At 58.6% G+C, this 15624-nt stretch carries 13 protein-coding genes and 1 pseudogene; 4 read left to right on the top strand and 10 right to left on the bottom strand.

The features are described from left to right. Positions 1–24: 24 nt before the first annotated feature. Positions 25–684 carry an FkbM family methyltransferase gene (locus tag JZI28_RS00070; protein ID WP_295450367.1) on the bottom strand — a complete coding sequence of 220 codons (660 nt, stop codon included), beginning with the start codon at positions 682–684 and terminating at the stop codon, positions 25–27. 215 nt (positions 685–899) lie between these two features. After that, on the bottom strand, positions 900–1553 hold the full coding sequence (locus JZI28_RS00065) for a peroxiredoxin (protein ID WP_348152775.1): 654 nt from the start codon (positions 1551–1553) through the stop codon (positions 900–902). A gap of 276 nt (positions 1554–1829) precedes the next feature. Between JZI28_RS00065 and JZI28_RS00060 the strand changes: the two genes are divergently transcribed. Further along, positions 1830–3269 carry an aldehyde dehydrogenase family protein gene (locus tag JZI28_RS00060; protein WP_375698822.1) on the top strand — a complete coding sequence of 480 codons (1440 nt, stop codon included), beginning with the start codon at positions 1830–1832 and terminating at the stop codon, positions 3267–3269. A gap of 331 nt (positions 3270–3600) precedes the next feature. Here JZI28_RS00060 and JZI28_RS00055 read toward each other — a convergent pair. After that, positions 3601–4038, bottom strand: a pseudogene (locus JZI28_RS00055) (glyoxalase superfamily protein). Between the two features lie 275 nt (positions 4039–4313). Between JZI28_RS00055 and JZI28_RS00050 the strand changes: the two are divergent. Then, complete coding sequence (locus tag JZI28_RS00050) at positions 4314–4850, top strand: VOC family protein (RefSeq protein WP_375698821.1); 537 nt, start codon at positions 4314–4316, stop codon at positions 4848–4850. Positions 4851–4959: 109 nt separating this feature from the next. After that, entirely contained in the window at positions 4960–5808 is an 849-nt protein-coding gene (locus JZI28_RS00045; protein ID WP_375698820.1) for an alpha-1,2-fucosyltransferase, read from the top strand. 34 nt (positions 5809–5842) lie between these two features. Here JZI28_RS00045 and JZI28_RS00040 read toward each other — a convergent pair whose 3' ends face one another. Beyond that, positions 5843–6496, bottom strand: a complete 654-nt coding sequence (locus JZI28_RS00040) for an RluA family pseudouridine synthase (RefSeq protein ID WP_375698819.1) — start codon at positions 6494–6496, stop codon at positions 5843–5845. A 135-nt stretch (positions 6497–6631) separates the two neighbouring features. On the opposite strand from JZI28_RS00040, the gene JZI28_RS00035 reads away from it, so the two are divergent. After that, positions 6632–7042: a nuclear transport factor 2 family protein gene (locus JZI28_RS00035; protein WP_375698818.1), complete on the top strand. Its 411-nt coding sequence runs from the start codon at positions 6632–6634 to the stop codon at positions 7040–7042. Positions 7043–7128: 86 nt separating this feature from the next. On the opposite strand, the gene rarD is transcribed toward JZI28_RS00035, so the two are convergent. From rarD to dnaA, 6 genes are all read right to left on the bottom strand, one after another. After that, entirely contained in the window at positions 7129–8034 is a 906-nt protein-coding gene (gene rarD, locus JZI28_RS00030) for an EamA family transporter RarD (RefSeq protein ID WP_375698817.1), read from the bottom strand. Positions 8035–8304: 270 nt separating this feature from the next. Next, positions 8305–10722: a DNA topoisomerase (ATP-hydrolyzing) subunit B gene (gyrB, locus tag JZI28_RS00025; RefSeq protein ID WP_297341318.1), complete on the bottom strand. Its 2418-nt coding sequence runs from the start codon at positions 10720–10722 to the stop codon at positions 8305–8307. Between the two features lie 144 nt (positions 10723–10866). After that, entirely contained in the window at positions 10867–11487 is a 621-nt protein-coding gene (locus tag JZI28_RS00020) for a LysE family translocator (RefSeq protein ID WP_375698816.1), read from the bottom strand. Beyond that, positions 11484–12581 (bottom strand): DNA replication/repair protein RecF, encoded by a 1098-nt coding sequence (gene recF / locus JZI28_RS00015; RefSeq protein ID WP_375698815.1) that lies wholly within the window; start codon positions 12579–12581, stop codon positions 11484–11486. Before recF ends, JZI28_RS00020 begins: the two co-directional genes overlap by 4 nt. A 45-nt stretch (positions 12582–12626) precedes the next feature. After that, on the bottom strand, positions 12627–13748 hold the full coding sequence (gene dnaN, locus JZI28_RS00010; RefSeq protein ID WP_295449960.1) for a DNA polymerase III subunit beta: 1122 nt from the start codon (positions 13746–13748) through the stop codon (positions 12627–12629). Positions 13749–14151: 403 nt separating this feature from the next. Beyond that, on the bottom strand, positions 14152–15624 hold the full coding sequence (dnaA, locus tag JZI28_RS00005; protein WP_297341716.1) for a chromosomal replication initiator protein DnaA: 1473 nt from the start codon (positions 15622–15624) through the stop codon (positions 14152–14154).

Below are 15624 nucleotides of genomic sequence, written 5' to 3'. Positions count from 1 at the left end.
CCTGAAAAGCTGCCCGGACAGCGCCTATTTCAGACGCCATTCCTCCCAGACGAAGGTATAACACCAGGCGCAGGAATGGGTTGCATCCAGCTGCTTTCTAATGGCGTCGCGATCGGCGCTCCACGAGGGATCAAACAGGTGAAACTGCACCTGAAGCCGTTTGATCCGCCCGATCAGCCCGGTATCAATCAACCCCGGCAGCAGATCGTATTCCCCGCCTTCGATATTGATCTTGGCCAGATCGACGCTTTGCAAACCTGACGCGGCAAAGAAATCCGCAACCGAGCGGACCTCGGCCACATAGGTCTGGCCGGATTTTGCCCCAAAGGCAGAGGAGGCATCCGCAGAATCGCTCAGCGTTATCTGCCCCGGCTGTGCGCCAATGGCACACTCGTGGACCGTGATGTTTGCATTGGCTGAAAACTTGCGACGCAGCTCTTTGGCAAAACCTGGGTGAGGCTCAAAAATATGAATGATCGCCGCAGGCCGAACCGCCAGGACCACGTCACTCCAGCCGCCTTCATAGCCACCGATATCCAGCACAACCGGCTGCTCAGGCAGGTCGTCATACTGCAACAGATGGCTATCCGAAGCCTTGTCAGCTTTCCAGGCCTTCATCCCCTTGTGCAGCGGCGCCTTCCACGGGTTTCGCTTGAGATCGATCCAACGCTTAAGAGATGCCACCTGTTTTCCTCTTCCAGATCACTTCAGAGCCACACCATTCCCGGATAAGCGTTTTTGTGGCTGATGCCAACCAAACAGCAGCATCCAGACGGTGCGACATGGGACGGGTTGCCCAAGTGGTAGAAAAGCGGGCCAGCCAAAACTGACTGGCCCGCTCATTTCTATTCCTCGGCTTGCTTGCCCGGTTCACTTACCAGGGAGCTTATTCCGGCGTCTTATTCCGGCGCTTTGGTTTTGCGCAGATAGGGGAAGATGGTTTCGAACTCGCCAAACTTTGCTGTGGCGTCCTCGTTCGACACAGTGGGCGGGATGATCACATCTTCACCAGGCACCCAGTTGGCCGGAGTGGCTACGCCATTGCCGGTCGCCATCTGCAACCCGTCCAGGGCGCGCAGGATTTCGGCAAAGTTACGCCCCACGGACATCGGGTAGGTCATCGACAATTTCAGCTGCTTGTCTGGCCCAATGATAAAGACCGAACGCACAGTGGCGCTATCGGCAGGGGTACGACCGTCGGGCAAATAGGCTTCGGCGGGCAGCATATCAAAGGCTTTAGAGACCGCCAGACCTTCATCCGCGATGATCGGGAAGCCAGCGGCGGCATTGCCGTATTTCTCGATGTCGCCTTTCCACTTTTTGTGGTCCTCAACACCATCAACGGAAACACCAATCACCTTGGTGCCGCGCTTGGCCCATTCGTCATTCAACTGCGCAACAGCGGAAAACTCGGTGGTGCACACAGGGGTGAAATCCTTGGGGTGGGAAAACAGGATGGCCCAGCTGTCACCGATCCAATCGTGAAAACTGATCTCTCCCTGGTCGGTGTCAGCCGTGAAATTTGGAACGACATCATTAATGCGCAAACCCATGACGGTCTCCTCTCATGTTTAGTCCGGGCTGCAAAACAGCCCGCTGTCTGTGATGCCGCAACGTTACAGCCCGAGGCTGGATTGGCCAGCCCAAAAGGCAAAGACTATGGCGGAATGCAGCGAACTTTGCGAAACTTCGCTTGCGCCCGTTTCTCTCTCGAATAATATGATCAAATTATTGCAGGTGATCGCTTGCCCCTCCGGAAGCGCGATGACACACTGCTATCTGACGTCCGGCCAACCTGCCGGATTCTGCGTCTGAATGGGAGACCGGACATGATTGAGAAACGCGACTTTTACATCAACGGTGCGTGGGTTGCCCCCGCGCAGGCAAATGATTTTGAGGTAATCGACCCCTCAACCGAAGAAACCTGTGCGGTGATCTCGTTGGGCGACAAGGCTGATACCGACGCAGCTGTTGCCGCCGCCAAGGCCGCTCTGCCAGGCTGGATGGCCACACCCGTGGCCGAGCGTATCACCCTGGTTGAGAAACTGATCGAGATCTACAGCAAGCGCAGCGAAGAGATGGCGCAAGCCATGTCGATCGAGATGGGGGCCCCGATTGATATGGCCCGCAGCCAGCAGGTTGGCGCCGGCAGCTATCACCTGCAAAACTTTATCAACGCCGCCAAGGCCTATGACTTTGACGCGCCGCTGGGCGATCACGCCCCAAATGACCGTATCATCCACGAAGCGGTTGGCGTTGCGGCGCTGATCACCCCGTGGAACTGGCCCATGAACCAGGTGACGCTGAAAGTCGGTGCGGCTGCGGTTGCCGGCTGCACGATGGTGCTGAAACCCTCCGAGCAAAGCCCGCTCAACGCGATGCTCTTTGCCGAAATGATGGACGAGGCCGGCTTCCCCAAGGGGGTGTTCAACCTGGTCAACGGCGACGGCACCGGTGTTGGCTCTCAGCTGACCGCGCATCCTGACGTGGATATGGTCTCCTTCACCGGCTCGACCCGCGCCGGTACCGCGATCTCCAAATCGGCAGCGGACACCTTGAAAAAGGTGCACCTGGAGCTCGGCGGCAAAGGCGCCAACGTGATCTTTGATGATGCCGATGACAAGGCCGTCAAGCGTGGCGTGCTGCACATGATGAACAACACCGGCCAAAGCTGTAACGCCCCCAGCCGGATGCTGGTTCAGAAAGGCATCTACGATCAGGCAGTTGCCACAGCGGCCGAGGTTGCCTCCAAGGTCACCGTTGGTCCCGCCTCCGAAAGTGGTCGCCATATCGGCCCGGTGGTGAATGAGCTGCAATGGAACAAGATCCAGGATCTGATCCAAAAGGGCATTGACGAAGGCGCCAAGCTGGTTGCTGGCGGCACCGGACGCCCAGACGGGTTGAATAAGGGCTTTTATGTCAAACCCACGGTGTTTGCGGATGCCAACAACCAGATGGTGGTTGCCCGCGAAGAGATCTTTGGCCCGGTTCTGACCATGATTCCCTTTGACACCGAAGAGGAAGCCATCGAGATCGCCAATGACACCCCCTATGGTCTGACCAACTACGTTCAGACCCAAGACAGCGCCCGCGCCAATCGTATGGCCCGTGTGCTGCGCTCTGGCATGGTTGAAATCAACGGCAAATCGCGCAGTGCTGGCGCGCCTTTTGGCGGCATGAAACAATCTGGCAATGGCCGCGAAGGCGGCAGCTGGGGGATTGAGGATTTCCTCGAGGTGAAAGCCGTCGGCGGCTGGACTCCAGAATAAAGACCGTCTCGCCAGAGACGGACATTTTAAAAGGTCGCCCAAGGGGCGGCCTTTCTTTTTGTCTGTCATCGAACTCTTATCTCAGCTTCCTGGTCTGCACAGATCAGACCGCAATTGGAAAAAGGTAGCCCAATTTAGGAAAGGTAGCTCTCCCGCGTCCCGCCGCTGTCCTGGCTTTGCCAGAACAATGGCGGATCTTGGGCCCGGCGCCGCGCTAAAGCGCGGCGCCGGGCCCAAGGGGAGGAAGGGTTTCGCCAGAAACACTGCCGACGCGCGGGAGCTCCCCCTTTTTTGAACGCGCTGGTTCAAAGCCTGCAGGGCAATGCCCTCTTCAGGCGGGGCCTTCGACAATAAGCTGCGGTACTCCATCAGAGGTTTTCTGTGGCGAACAGCCCCCCCAACCGATCACCCCTTTGACCCGCTGGCGCAGCGCCGAAAAGCTCTCGAACTACACCACATCGACTGGAGTGTCAAAATGCAGCGTGACCTGGCGGTGTTCACCATCCCCCATCAGGGACAACCCGCGTATTTCGCCGGTAAAGGCCTGTCCGAGGTAGCGTCCACGCACCCGGTCGCCAACCCGCAGCTGCAACCGGTTTGAGGACCGCGCCTGCAGGGTATTCCAGTCACGGGCACCATATTGCTGCGCCACCAATTCCAGAGATTTGGAATGGCCGACCTCAACGCCGTTCGTTTTCAGTTGTTGACGCAGGCGCTTTGCCTGCAGCTTCAACGCATCCGTTGAAGGTACATTAGAAAAATCAGTCATCTGTTTCTCGTCCCATAAAGGGCACGCAAGTCACGATGGTCACCGCATTGCCATCCAGCGCGCCATAGGTTGAGCGATAGATGTCGTCTTGATCTTCTCAGGGTTTCACCATGGCCCTCAAAACGGGCTGCGGCAGGCAGGAGACCCAAACCTCGCGCCTCGCTTACGCCAGTTTCCCCGTCTCCGTCAAGTCGCACAGATGGCTAAAATTGTGCCTTGACCTAAAGCCGGGTTGAGACAGCACAGTCAAATGCATCTCAATCAAAGGCACACCAATGACATCACATCAGCTGCAACACCTTGACCCTGCCCCTGACTGCGAAGGACAGCCCAATCAGATCTCTGGAACAATCACTGGGCTGTATGAAACCCATATTCCGGTTGCAAATCTGGCGCGTGCCCGGGCCTTTTATCAGGATATCCTTGGCCTGAAGCTGGCCCATGATCTGCCACAACGCCGGGTGACCTTTTACTGGGTCAGCAGCCCGGAAACCGCCATGCTGGGCCTCTGGGAGACAGGCAGCGCGCCGCTTTCCATGAAGTTGCATTTTGCCTTTCGCATGGCCGCCCGGGACATCCACGGGCTCTGTGATCAGCTCAGCCAGCGCGGCATTCAGCCTCTGGGACTGACAGGAGAGGCGATCAGCGAGCCCACCGTCATTGGCTGGATGCCTGCCCTATCGGTCTATTGCAAAGATCCCGACGGCCACTCAATCGAGTTCATCGCCAAATTGCCAGAACCGCCAGATCCTGCATTCAACCACGGCCCCTTTAGCCGCTGGCAACAGCGCCCCACCCCGTCGCGCGGCTAGTGTTTCGCGTGCGAAACACTTGGGGCACCCGCGCAAACTGGTCACCGGATCAAAAGCACTCTATGGAGAACAGGCGCCCTATTGCCTGCCATCTGATGAGGAACCCGCCATGATCACTGCCCGTCTGCACGGTCGTCTCGGCAACCAGATGTTTCAATATGCTGCCGCCCGCGCGCTGGCGCACCGGTTGCACACCACCGTCGCGCTGGACAGCCGCGGGGCTGAGCTGCGCAATGAGGGCGTGCTTACCCGGGTGTTTGATCTGGATCTTTCCCCCGCCGCCAAGCTGCCGCCGCTCAAACAGCAGGCGCCGCTGCGCTATGCCCTCTGGCGTGGGCTGAGGCTGGCACCACGGTTTCGCCGCGAACGCGGCCTTGGCTACAATCCAGCCTTTGAAACCTGGGGAGATGACAGCTACCTGCACGGTTATTGGCAAAGCGAGAAGTATTTTCACGGCATCGCTGGTCTGATCCGGTCCGCCTTCACCTTCCCGGATTTCAGCAATAGCCAAAACGCGGAAATGGCTGCGCAAATCACCTCTGGCCCTGCCATTTCCCTGCATGTGCGACGCGGTGATTATGTGGCGCTTGCGGCCCATGTGCTCTGTGATCAGGCCTATTACGAGGCCGCCCTGGCCCGAATCCTAGACGGCCTGCCGGATGCGGCTCCGACCGTCTATGTCTTTTCCGATGATCCCGATTGGGCCAAGGCCAATCTGCCGCTGCCCTGCCGCAAGGTGGTAGTGGATTTCAACGGGCCGGAGACCGATTTTGAAGACATGCGCCTGATGAGCCTGTGCAATCACAACATCATCGGCAATAGCTCGTTTTCCTGGTGGGCCGCCTGGCTCAACCAAAATACACAGAAACGTGTGGCAGGGCCAACCAACTGGTTTGGCGACCCCAAGCTCAGCAACCCCGACATTCTGCCCAGCGACTGGTTGAAAATCACCGCCTAGGCCAATCAGTCGCAGGGGGGGGCCGCAGTTGCTGTCAGAAAGGCGCCTTGGCGCGGAACTTCATCGATTCCCCGCTGTCAGGATGTTTGATCCGCAATTCTTCTGAATGCAGCATCATCCTGGGAAATTCACGCGCCGCCCCGGTGGCATAGAGCGGATCCCCAAGGATCGCATGACCCAATGCCATCATATGCACCCGCAGCTGATGGGTGCGTCCGGTCTTGGGCGTCAATCGCACGCGGGTCTCACCCTCACCGTATTTCACCACCCGGTAGTCGGTGACAGCGGGCTTGCCCGTGTCATGGCAGACCATCTGCCGGGGCCGGTTGGGCCAGTCCACAATCAGCGGCAGATCTACCTCTCCGGCGCGGGGCTCCAGATGGCCGGTCAGACGCGCAACATAGGCTTTGCGGGTGGTGCGTTTTTCAAACTGCATCGACAGATGCCGCTGCGCATGGGGCGTCACCCCAAAGACCAGAACCCCCGAAGTATCCCGGTCCAGACGGTGCACCAGTAAAGCCTCGGGAAAGGCCATCTGTAGGCGACTGAGCAGGCAGTCGGCCAGATGCTCACCGCGCCCAGGCACGCTCAGCAGCCCCGCCGGTTTGTTCACCACCAGAATCTGCGCATCGTGATGCAGGATCTCCAGCGGGTCCTGCGGCGGGGTATAGTCACTTGAAACAGCCATAGGCGCCTGCCTACTGTGCCTTGCCCGCCACGGCAAGTTCCCGTGACGTCGCGCTTGCCCCGATTGGGGAGGAACCGCAGAGTTCCCCCAACAGAGACATGTCAAACACATGTCAAAATTTGAGGGAGAGAGACCATGCATCCAACCATCACCCGCATGCAGGAGGTTGTTGCCAAAGGCGACGAAAGCCTTATCGCCGATCTGCTGGCCGAAGATGTGAGCTTCCTGCCGCCGACCTATTGGAAAACCTGGAAAGGGCGCGCACCGGTTGCCGCGGTGCTGGGCCATGTGGGCAAGGTGTTCTCTGAGTTCCGCTATCGCCGCATCATGGGCGAGGGCAAGGACTGGGCGCTGGAGTTCCAATGCAAGGTTGGCGATCTCGACACTGTCGGCGTTGATCTGATCACCCTGAATGACGACGGGCTGATCCAGACCTTCGAAGTGGTTATGCGCCCCCACAAAACCATTGGCGCCCTGCGCGACGCCATCAATGCGCGGGTCAGCACAGATGCCCGCTTTTTGGAATTCCGCAAAGCCCTGAGCTGAGCAAATAATCCCAAAACTGACAGGGCTGCCGTCGCAGGCAGCCCCCGGCGGCGGTATGGCGGTCGTGTGGCGGGGTCGCCCCGGCGTTAAACGGCGGGCTTGGGCTGGCTACGCAGCTGTCGGATCAGCGGGATCGAATAGATCACCAAGGCCATCCAGATCATCGGGAAGGCAATCATCCGGGCGCGGCCAAACTCCTCACCAAAGACAAAAACCGCGATCAGAAAAATCATCGTTGGCGCGATGTACTGCAAAATGCCAATAGTAGAAAGCCGCAGCAGTTTTGCGCCATTGGCATAGACAATCAGCGGCACTGCTGTCACCAGCCCACAGCCCATCAACAGCCAGATATCCACGCCCTGGAAATGGGTTCCGCCGGTGGCCGAAGCATAGGCCAGATACCCCAGCGCCGGAGGTGTCAGGATCAGCACTTCCAGCATAAAGCCCTGATTGGGGCCAACCGGCAGCTGTTTCTTGAAGAATGCATAAAAGCCCCAGCTCAGCGTCAACGCAATTGCCACCCAGGGCAGCCGCCCGGCCTCGACCGTCAGGACCACCACAGCAGCAGCAGCCAGTGCGATGGCAACCAGTTGCGTCGGCGTCAGTCGCTCGCGCAGCAGCAGGGAGCCCAGGGCAATACTGAACAGCGGGTTGATGTAATAGCCAAGGGCAGCGTCCAGCGCATGGCCCGAGGCAATCGACCAAACGTAAATCCCCCAATTCACCGAGATCAGCGCCGCCGTCACACAGGCCATAGCCAACGTGCGCGGGCTTTTCAGCGCGGCGCGCAGATCCCTGGTCCGCCCCATGACCACCAGCAACAGCCCCGCCACCGGCACCGACCAAAGCACCCGATGCGCCACCACCTCTGCCGCAGGAATTTGGGACACCAGTTTCATGTATAGCGGCAGGAACCCCCACAAAACATAGGCGGAAATAGCAAAGGCCAACCCCTGCGGAGTATCAATGTTTTCACGCGTTTTCTGGGACATGGTCGGGCTCCTCTGACACACCTTTATCGCAGCTCATCCGCAAAGAAGAAGCACAGTTTCTGTTAACGGCACATCACCAGAGATGATGAATGGCGCTCAAACCCTACTTGGCCTCATCAAGGGTAAACCCGCCTGATCGCAATTGCACCCACTCGGTTTCGCGCCCTTAAAATCCGGGCGATCAGTAACAAAAGCAGTACGGAATAATGCGCCGTCATTCGGGCGAGATAGACCGCCCGAATGCAAAACTCTGCGAGAACCAGAAAAGGCTTAGAAATCCAGGTTTTCGACGCTCAGGGCGTTTTTCTGAATGAACTCCCGCCGTGGCTCAACCACGTCACCCATCAGTTTGGTAAACAGATCATCTGCCCCAATCACATCGTCGACACGGACCTGCAACAGGGTGCGGGCGTCCGGGTCCAGGGTGGTTTCCCACAGCTGATCCGGGTTCATTTCGCCCAGACCTTTGTAGCGCTGCAGTGTCAGGCCTTTTTCGCCCTCTTCCATGATGGCCTTCAACAGATCAAGCGGCCCATGGATTGCCTGGGCGCGGTCCCGTCGCACCAACTGGCCAGAGGTTCCGTAAACTTCCTGCAAGCTTTTGGTAAAGCTGCCGGTTTTACGCGCTTCACCGGATCGCAGCATGGGGCCGTCCAGGGTGCGCACCTCTTCGACACCGCGCAGAATGCGGGCCAGACGGATGCCGTGATCCTGGGTAATCCGGCCCTGCCAGCCCTTTTCATATTCCAGCGCGATGAGATCAAGCCGCGTCGCAACCCGGTCGGCAACGCCCTGCAAGTCGGCATCAACGGCACCTGGCACAAAGGCGCCGGCCACGGCTGCCTGCTCCAGAATATGGCGCGGATAATGGGTCGGGAAGGCGTCCAGAACCCGTTTCAACTGACGCGCCTCATCGACAACGCGAATAAGATCCTGGCCAACCAGCTCTTCGCCGGAGCCCAGTTTCAGCGTCGCCCCTTCGACGCCCTGATTGACCAGATAGTCATCCATTTCGGCTTGGTCTTTCAGGTACACCTCTGACTTGCCGCGCGCCACTTTGTACAGCGGTGGCTGGGCGATATAAAGGTAACCGCCTTCGATCAGCTCAGGCATCTGGCGGTAGAAGAAGGTCAACAGCAGCGTTCGGATATGGGCGCCATCAACATCCGCATCAGTCATGATGACGATTTTATGGTAGCGCAGCTTGTCGATGTTGAACTCATCCCGACCAATGCCGGTGCCCAGGGCCATGACCATGTTGCCAATTTCCTGGCTGCCCAGCATGCGGTCAAATCGCGCGCGCTCGACATTCAGGATTTTACCCTTGAGCGGCAGGATCGCCTGGGTTTTCCGGTCACGCCCAGTCTGGGCAGAGCCACCAGCGGAATCCCCCTCCACCAGGAAGATTTCGGTATTGACCGGATCCTTGTCCGAGCAGTCTTTCAGCTTGGAGCTGAGAAAGTTGAGATCCATCGGGTTTTTGCGGCGGGTCAGCTCGCGCGCCTTGCGGGCGGCTTCGCGGGCCAGCGCTGCCTCGACAACCTTGCCGACGATCTGCTTGGCCTGGTTTGGGTTTTCCTCAAACCATTCCGCCAGCTTTTCATTCACCAGGCTCTCGACCACCGGGCGTACCTCAGAGGAGACCAGTTTATCCTTGGTCTGGCTGGAGAATTTGGGATCCGGCACCTTGACGGACAAGACGCAGGTCAGCCCTTCGCGGGCATCATCGCCGGTGAAAGAGACCTTCTCTTTTTTGGCAATGCCGCTGGACTGGGCATAGTTGTTGATGGTCCGGGTCAGCGCCCCACGGAACCCCGCCAGGTGGGTGCCACCGTCGCGCTGTGGAATGTTATTGGTAAAGGGCAGCACCGATTCATGGTAGCTGTCGTTCCACCACATCGCCACCTCGACACCGATGTCATCCTTTTCGCCGGTGATATAGACCGGGGTATCCATCACTGGGGTCTTTGAGCGGTCCAAGTATTTGACAAACTCTTTGACGCCGCCTTCATAAATCAGCTCCGATTCCAGCCGTTCCGCCGGGCGTTCATCAATCAGGATGATCTTGACGCCGGAGTTCAGGAAGGCCAGCTCACGCAGGCGCTTTTCCAGCGTCTCAAACGAGTATTCCAGGTTCGAAAACGTGTCGGTCGAGGCCATAAATCGCACTTCGGTGCCGGTTCTATCGCCACACTCCTGCACAACCTTCAGATGCTCAGCAGTATCGCCATGTTCAAACCGCGCGACGTGTTCTTTGCCTTCGCGCCAGATCCGCAGTTCCAGCCAGTCGGACAGGGCGTTTACAACCGAAACACCCACCCCGTGCAAACCGCCGGACACCTTATAGGAGTTGCTGTCAAATTTGCCGCCGGCGTGCAGCTGAGTCATGATGACTTCAGCCGCTGAAACGCCTTCTTCTTCGTGGATGCCCACCGGAATCCCGCGCCCGTTGTCATAGACGGAAACGGAACTGTCCGCATGAATTGTGACCCGAACGTGATCGGCATGATTGGCCAGGGCCTCATCAATTCCGTTGTCCACCACCTCATAGACCATATGGTGCAGACCAGAGCCGTCATCGGTGTCACCGATATACATGCCAGGACGTTTGCGAACTGCCTCCAACCCTTTGAGAACCTTAATGGAATCGGCACCATATTCGGCTGGGTTCTGTTCGTTATCAGACATTCGCGACTTCCTGTTTTAACTTTCTGATTTTATACGCAACTTGGCCCCCAATGTCACCCACGATGGGGCTTTTTCTTAGCCCCGAACAGGGACGAGAACAAAGCCGCCGACCCGCTGTCAGTTCGCAGAAAATCGTGGGTGAAATCAGGTAAAGGGCAGCAGCAGCCCAACCCCGATCAGCAATGCGCCCGAGGTCAGGTTGAGCCGCCGCATGGCCTCTGGCGAGGCAATCACCGCCCGCAGGGAATGCACCAAGGCCGCCATCGCCAAGTTGCCCAACAGCGGCACCGCAAAGGACAGGCAAATGATCACCACAACATCGACCCAGCCAAGCGCGCCAAGGTCAAAAAAGCCGGGCAACAGCCCCATGTAGAACAGGATTGCCTTGGGGTTTCCCATGATCACAGCAACCCCCGCCACAAATCCGGCCCAGGCACCCGGCCGGGTCAAGGCCCGGTTCTCGGCAACCTTTCGTCCCGCCCCGCGGATCACCAGACAGCCCATGATGACAAACATCAGGCAGGCCCCCCAACGCAGCACCAGCATCACCTCGCCCAGGCTTCTGGCCAGCCAGGACATGCCGCCAATCGCCACCAACGGCCAGATCAGATCGCCAATGGCCACGCCCACAGCCAGGGGCCAGGCCGCCTGAAACCCGCCAGAGACCGCCCGCGCCATCAGCGCCAGCCACACCGGCCCCGGCGTCAGAAACAGCACAAACAGGGCACCCGCATAGAGCAGAAGATCCCAGACAGAGAGGCTCATTCGCTGACCACCTGCGATGCCCCGTCCACCTCACCGATTTCAAAAGTCTGAGCGCGGCTTCCCAGCTCTGCAAACAGCTCTGGCCCGGTGCCTGTCATCCAGGCCTGCGCCCCAAGAGCGCAGATTTCATCATATAATGCGGCGCGACGATCGGCATCCAGATGTGCTGCAACCTCATCCAGCAGCAGGATTGGCGGCGCCCCCTCGCTGGCGGCCAGGGCGCGGGCATTGGCCAAAATCAACGAGACCAAAAGTGCCTTCTGCTCCCCGGTGGAACATTCCTTGGCAGCAATCCCCTTGCGCGCATAGGTGCCAATCAGATCGCTTCGGTGCGGCCCAACCAGGGTCCGGCCAACCGCCATGTCCCGCATCCGCCCTTCAGCCAGAGCCTGAACCAGATCCGCTTCGCTTGTCGGCATCTCGCCCTCGGACTGCACCAACTCCAGTTGCGCCGTGGGAAAGGCCGTCTCGGCGGTGGCCTGCGCCGCCGCCAGCCGCTGCACCGCAGCACACCGCGCGCTGTGAATCCGATGTCCAGCTGCGCCCATCTGGGCCTCAACCACCCGATACCAGGCCGCATCGCGAACCTGATCCTTCAGCAGCTTGTTGCGCTCGCGCATGGCCTTTTCATAGGTCAGTGTCGCCTCAGCATGGTTGGGATCAAAACTCAGCGCTATGCGGTCCAGAAACCGGCGACGCCCCTCAGCGGCCTCGACCCACAGACGGTCCATCACCGGCACCAGCCAGACCACCCGACAGATCTGCCCCAGGGCAATCTGGTTCGACGCCTTGTTGTCGATCCGCACTTGGCGCGCAGAACCCTCGTCCGACCAGGTCTCGATCTCATAGGCCTGATCCGGCGCTTGCAAGACCGCTTTCAGCTTCCAGCCCAGCCCTTCGGGACGGCGCACCATATCGGCGGCACTGGACCGCCGCAGGCCACGCCCCGGGGAAAACAGCGAAACAGCCTCTAGGATATTGGTCTTGCCGGCACCATTATTGCCATGAATGGCCACGGGGCGCCCATCCAAATGCACTTCCGCCCGCAGATGCGAGCGGAAGTGGGACAAAGTCAATTCAGTTAAGGCCAACATGAATGGGCGCGCCTTTTGCTACACGGCGCAGCCGCAAACCACCAATTATACGCGCATCGGCATAACAACATAGACCGCGCTTTCGTCGCTGCCTTCGCGCATCAGGGTCGGATCGCCAGAGGAATTGAACATAAACACCGCGTTCTCACGATCAACCTGATTGGCGATTTCCAGCAGATACTTGGCATTAAAGCCAATCTCCAGGCGCTCATCCGCATAGGCCACCGCCAGCTCTTCTTCGGCGGCACCGCTGTCGGGCGCATTGACCGACAGGATCAGGCGATCTTCTTCCAGCTGCAGCTTCACTGCGCGCGACCGCTCAGACGAAACCGTTGCAACCCGGTCCACCGCGCGGGCAAATTCATCCGCGTCCACCTCAAGCCGGCGGGTATTGCCGACCGGAATGACCCGGGTGTAATCCGGGAAAGTGCCATCAATGACCTTGGAAGTCAGGGTGATATTGGGGGTGGCAAAACGGACTTTGGTCTCGGAGACGGAGACCGCAATATCCATGTCGTCATCATCCAGCAGCTTGCGCATCTCGCCGACGGTTTTGCGCGGCACGATCACGCCCGGCATGTCCTCGGCGCCCATTGGCAGCGGCGCATCAATCCGGGCCAGACGGTGACCATCGGTGGCCACGCAGCGCAACACCTTGCCGCCCTCCGCCGCATCCGAGACATGCATATAGACGCCATTAAGATAATAGCGGGTCTCTTCGGTGGAGATGGCAAATTTGGATTTATCAAAAAGCCGACGCAGCATCGCCGCATTGGCGGTGAAGTTCGAGTGGTATTCAGAACTGGCCATAACCGGGAAATCTTCCCGTGGCAGGGTGGCCAGCGAGAAGTTCGAGCGCCCGGCCTCAACCGTCAGGCGGCCAGTTGCCGCATCCGCCGTGAGCGTCACCAAGGCGCCATCCGGCAGCTTGCGCACAATTTCATGCAAGGTTGTGGCAGCGACGGTGGTGGCACCTGCGCGCTCAACCTGCGCCGGGGCCTTGTCGACAACTTCGATATCCAGATCGGTGGCGCGGAACTGGGCCACTTCGCCTTCGGCCTCGATCAGGACATTTGCCAGGATAGGAATGGTATTGCGACGCTCCACCACTGACTGGGCCTGCGCAACCGCCTTCAGCAGTGTGCCGCGTTCGATGCTGATCTTCATGTCGCTTTCCTCTTCGTCGCGCCCGTCTCGTCAAAGCTGTTTCGCTGTCCCTGCGGGCTCCCGCCCCGGGCCCTGACAGAGCAAGGGTCGGGACAAGCAAAGTAGCGGTTTGCCCCTCATGCACAAGGCTTTTATTGAGTTTTCTAAGGGATTCCCGGCAGCGTCAAGAGGTGAGATCCCACAACAGCCTGAAAGCCACAGAATCGTTGCGATTGAACCCGGTCCACAGGCGAAACGCAGGCAGCTGTACGGGCTGCCACACAGGCTGACACACAGGCAGCTACACAGGACAAGACGCCGAACAACAGACCGGGCCGCAGACTGGACCGCAGACTGGGCGACAAACAAAAAACGGCCCCGGAAATCCAGGACCGTCTCTTTTAATCATAGCCGGGTCGGCAGATTAGGATTCAAGCGCGCGGCGCAGCATTTCCACATCTTCGGCGATCTGACCGTCGGTTGACTTCAGCTCTTCGATGCGGCGCACCCCATGCATGACCGTTGTATGGTCCCGGCCCCCAAAGCGGCGGCCAATCTCTGGCAGGCTGCGGCTGGTGAGCTTTTTGCACAGATACATCGCCACCTGCCGTGGCCGCGCGTAAGAGCGCAGACGTTTGGGGCCAATGATATCCGACATCCGGATGTTGTAATACTCTGACACCTTGCGCTGGATTTCCTCGACGGTGATCTTGCGCTCAGAGGCGCGCAAAACATCCGCCAGGCAATCCTGGGTCAGATCCATGTCGATCTCGCGCCCCACCAGCGATGCAAAAGCAAACAGCCGGGTCAGCGCGCCTTCGAGAACACGTACGTTGGTGGAAATCCGATGCGCCAGGAATTCCAGCACCCCATCGGCAATTTCCAGATCCGGATAGGTCTTTTGCTGCAGCTGCACTTTGGTTTGCAGAATGCCCAGACGCAGCTCATAGTCTGTTGGGTGCAGATCCACCACCAGGCCACATTGCAGACGCGATTTCACCCGGTCTTCCAGATCCTTGATCTCCCCCGGGGCGCGGTCGGCTGAGATAATGATCTGTTTGTTCTGATCCACCAGAGCGTTGAAGGTATGGAAGAATTCTTCCTGAGTTGAATCCTTGCCAGCGATGAATTGCACATCATCCACCATCAGCACATCAACCGAACGGAACAAGTGCTTAAAATCCATCATCTTGCGTTCGCGCAGAGCCTGCACAAAGCGATACATGAACTGTTCAGCCGACAGGTACAGCACGTTCAGACCAGGATTCTGAGCGCTGATTTCCCAGGCAATCGCATGCATCAGGTGCGTTTTACCCAGCCCGACACCGCCATACAGTACTAGCGGATTAAAGGTCACGGGGCCGCCTTCGGCAACCCGGCGCGCTGCGGCATGGGCCAGCTCGTTTGGTTTACCAACGACAAAGTTGTCAAAGGTAAACCGTGGATCCAGCGGCGCCGCCTGCAATGTGTCCATTGGCGCTGCGGCAGCTGCTTTGGCAGACAAAGACGCGCCAGTATTTGCAGAACCAGTATTTGCAGAACGCGCAGGCTCCTGGTGCCACTGAGACTCATTGCTCTCCTGGCCAGAGCCGCCCTGCATTTCAGCAAAGGGCTCTGCGGGTTGTTCGACCTGACGCACGGGGCGTGCAGGCGAATTGGCAGCAACCCGAAAGGCCAGGCGTTGAACCGGTTCGCCAGAGATGCTGAACTCATGCAGAATGAGATCGGCAAAGTTCTGGCTTACGTAGTTGCCCATAAAATTGGTTGGCACGTGAAACACCGCCACACCATCGTCAACTGAATTGAACTCCAACGGTTCGATCCAGGTCGTAAAGTTATTTTGGCCGACAGTCTTCAAAAGCCGTGTTCTGAGCTGTCCCCATTTTTCTTCCGTCAT

Origin of the sequence: Pseudophaeobacter sp. TrK17, from assembly GCF_042192375.1 — a bacterium.
Taxonomy (GTDB): Bacteria; Pseudomonadota; Alphaproteobacteria; order Rhodobacterales; family Rhodobacteraceae; genus Pseudophaeobacter.
Note: the sequence above shows the minus strand (reverse complement) of the source record. Positions and strands in the feature narration are given on the sequence as shown.